Below are 2,964 nucleotides of genomic sequence, written 5' to 3' on the forward strand. Positions count from 1 at the left end.
CCGATGCCGGGTGCAGAACGGGGTCCGGGCCCGGGTCCGGGTCGGGGTGACGTCCGTGGCGAGGTCAACCGCATCGTGGTGAACAGCCTGAAGGGCGACGCCATGGAGCCGGCCGATACCCAGTACCTGGCGCAGCTGGTGGCCAACCAGACCGGCATGAGCCAGGCCGAAGCGCAGGCCCGCGTGACCGACATGCAGACCCGCCTGCGCGCCTCGCTGGAGAAGGCCAAGAACGACGCGAAGCAGGCGGCTGACGACGCCCGCAAGGCAACCGCCTACGCCGCGCTGTGGCTGTTCATCACGCTGTTGATCGGTGCCTTCAGCGCCAGCCTGTTCGCCACCTGGGGCGGCCGCCGCCGCGACCTGTAACCCATCGCTCAACGAGGAGGATTCACCATGAGATACCTGCTGCTGTGGTTCCTGGGCATTCCGATCCCGATCCTGCTGCTCATCGCGCTGTTGCGTTGAGGGACGGCGTACCGACCAACAGTCGGTACGCACCACACCGCCCGCCTGCATCACATTCCGGGCAAACAAAAAGGCGGGGCATATGCCCCGCCTTTCTGCTGTAACGCACCGCCGCGCGATCAGGTCAACGCAATCGACTTGTTCTTGCGTTCGGCCAGGCGCTTTTCCAGGTAGTGGATGTTCTGCCCACCGGCCTGGAAGCCCTTGTCGCGCATGATCCGCTGCTGCAGCGCCACGTTGGTCTTGATGCCATCGACCACCATTTCGCTCAGCGCTACGCGCATGCGCGCGATCGCGGTTTCGCGGTCCGGGCCGTGCACGATCAGCTTGCCGATCATCGAGTCGTAGTTCGGCGGTACGCGGTAACCACTGTAGATGTGGGTATCCACGCGCACACCGGGGCCACCCGGCGGATGGAAGGCGGTGATCTGGCCCGGGCTCGGCACGAAGGTTTCCGCGTCTTCGGCGTTGATGCGGCATTCGATCGCGTGGCCGGTCAGCACCACGTCGCTCTGCTTGATGGTCAGCTTCTGGCCGGCAGCAATGCGCAGCTGTTCGCAGACCAGGTCGATACCGGTCACCATCTCCGTCACCGGATGTTCCACCTGCACGCGGGTGTTCATTTCGATGAAGTAGAACCGGCCGTCTTCGAACAGGAACTCGAAGGTACCCGCGCCGCGGTAGCCGATGCGGATGCAGGCTTCCACGCACACCTTGCCGATCTGCTCGCGCATTTCGTCAGTGATGCCCGGTGCCGGCGCTTCTTCCACCACCTTCTGGTGGCGGCGCTGCATCGAGCAGTCGCGCTCACCCAGGTGGATGGCGTTGCCCTGGCCGTCGGCCAGCACCTGGATCTCCACGTGGCGCGGATTCTCCAGGAACTTCTCCATGTACACCTGGTCGTTGCTGAAGGCTGCCTTCGCTTCGGACTTGGTGGTTTCGATGGCCGCCTTCAACGACGCCTCGGCATGCACCACGCGCATGCCGCGACCGCCGCCGCCACCGGATGCCTTGATGATGACCGGGTAACCGATCTCACGGGCAATCTTGGTGTTGGCCACGATGTCGTCGGTGAGCGGGCCGCCCGAGCCGGGCACGCACGGCACGCCGGCGGCCTTCATCGCGCGGATCGCTTCCACCTTGTCGCCCATCAGGCGGATGGTGTCGGCCTTGGGACCGATGAAGATGAAACCGGACTCTTCCACGCGCTCGGCGAAGTCGGCGTTCTCCGACAGGAAGCCGTAGCCCGGGTGGATGGCCTGGGCGTCGGTGACTTCCGCCGCGGCAATCAGCGCCGGGATGTTGAGGTAGCTCTCAGACGACGGTGCCGGACCAATGCAGACCGACTCGTCGGCCATGGCCACGTGCTTGAGGTTGCGGTCGACCGTGGAATGCACGGCCACCGTGCGGATGCCCAGGGTGTGGCACGCGCGCAGGATGCGCAGTGCGATTTCCCCTCGGTTGGCAATAACGACTTTGTCGAGCATGGACGAGTCCTTAGCCGATCACGAACAGCGGCTGGTCGAATTCGACCGGCTGGCCGTTTTCGCCCAGGATGGCGACGATGGTGCCGGAGACATCGGCTTCGATCGGGTTGAACATCTTCATCGCTTCGATGATCGCCAGCGTTTCACCGGCCTTGACGGCCTGGCCGACCGACACGAAGGCCGGCTTGTCCGGCGAAGACGACGCATAGAAGGTGCCGACCATCGGCGCGCGCAGCACGTGGCCGTCGGGCAGGGCGTTGCCGGCCTTGGCGGTGCCGCCGGTGGAGGCTTCGGTGGGCGACTGCATCGGCATCGCCGGGGCCGCGGCAGCCTGCGCCGGTGCGGGCGCCATCATCATCTGCGGAGCGGCCTGCATCATGCCGTAGCCGGAGACCGGGGCGCGCGACAGGCGCACGGACTCTTCGCCTTCCTTGATTTCGATTTCGGCGAGGTTCGACTCTTCCAGCAGGTCGATCAGCTTCTTGATTTTGCGGAGATCCATGGGGGCCTCTTGGCTCGTGGTGTCAGTGTGGTGGGAAGCGCGGTGCGCTCGGGTCAAAGCAATTCGTAGAAATCGCGCAACTGGCGGATGCGGTCGCGCGTGAGGGTGGTCAGGCAGCGCATCTGCGCGCCGTTGCGCGCGGTGCCGTCGGAGTTGAACATGTAGACCGCGTCGCAGTCGTGGTCGCGCAGCTGCACCCAGGCACGCTGCGCCAGCACCAGCTGCTGCTCGGCGTTGCGGCACCAGCTGCAGGCACCGCCGTCGGCCGGGGAGCGCAGCTGCTGGCGTGCCTGCGCATAGACGGCATTGAGTTCGACGTCGGCAGCGGCGGCCACGTCGGAAGCGCACAGGTCGCTCTCCATCGTGGTGGTCGGCTTGGCGCAGTCGATGCCTTCGTCCTTTCGATCGAACGCCGCGGCGCTGGCGCACAGGCCGGCCGACAACGCCACGCAGGCAAGGGCGCGCAGCAGCGTCATCAGGCGCGCGCGCCCTGCAGGCGGGTCAGGG

3 protein-coding genes and 1 pseudogene are annotated in these 2,964 nt (G+C 66.0%); 1 reads left to right on the top strand and 3 read right to left on the bottom strand.

The features are described 5' to 3' along the window. Window positions 1-369, top strand: a pseudogene (locus tag DBR34_RS22540) (hypothetical protein); the annotation flags it as partial. 218 nt (window positions 370-587) lie between these two features. Here DBR34_RS22540 and accC read toward each other — a convergent pair. The 3 genes from accC to DBR34_RS09745 are packed head-to-tail and all read right to left on the bottom strand — an operon-like array spanning window position 588 to window position 2,933. Then, a complete protein-coding gene (accC, locus tag DBR34_RS09735) occupies window positions 588-1,955 on the bottom strand; it encodes an acetyl-CoA carboxylase biotin carboxylase subunit (protein ID WP_128096635.1) in 1,368 nt (455 codons plus the stop codon). Between the two features lie 10 nt (window positions 1,956-1,965). Further along, window positions 1,966-2,457: an acetyl-CoA carboxylase biotin carboxyl carrier protein gene (gene accB / locus DBR34_RS09740; RefSeq protein WP_128096636.1), complete on the bottom strand. Its 492-nt coding sequence runs from the start codon at window positions 2,455-2,457 to the stop codon at window positions 1,966-1,968. 53 nt (window positions 2,458-2,510) lie between these two features. After that, window positions 2,511-2,933 carry a lysozyme inhibitor LprI family protein gene (locus tag DBR34_RS09745; protein WP_128096637.1) on the bottom strand — a complete coding sequence of 141 codons (423 nt, stop codon included), beginning with the start codon at window positions 2,931-2,933 and terminating at the stop codon, window positions 2,511-2,513. Window positions 2,934-2,964 lie beyond the last annotated feature (31 nt).

The organism is Stenotrophomonas sp. HMWF003 (assembly GCF_003061285.1).
Lineage (GTDB): Bacteria > Pseudomonadota > Gammaproteobacteria > Xanthomonadales > Xanthomonadaceae > Stenotrophomonas > Stenotrophomonas maltophilia_AP.

Bases quoted from the DNA above. Each gene is read 5' to 3' on its own strand.
- accC (WP_128096635.1), bottom strand. From the start codon at position 1,955: ATGCTCGACAAAGTCGTTATTGCCAACCGAGGGGAAATCGCACTGCGC.
- accB (WP_128096636.1), bottom strand. From the start codon at position 2,457: ATGGATCTCCGCAAAATCAAGAAGCTGATCGACCTGCTGGAAGAGTCG.
- DBR34_RS09745 (WP_128096637.1), bottom strand. From the start codon at position 2,933: ATGACGCTGCTGCGCGCCCTTGCCTGCGTGGCGTTGTCGGCCGGCCTG.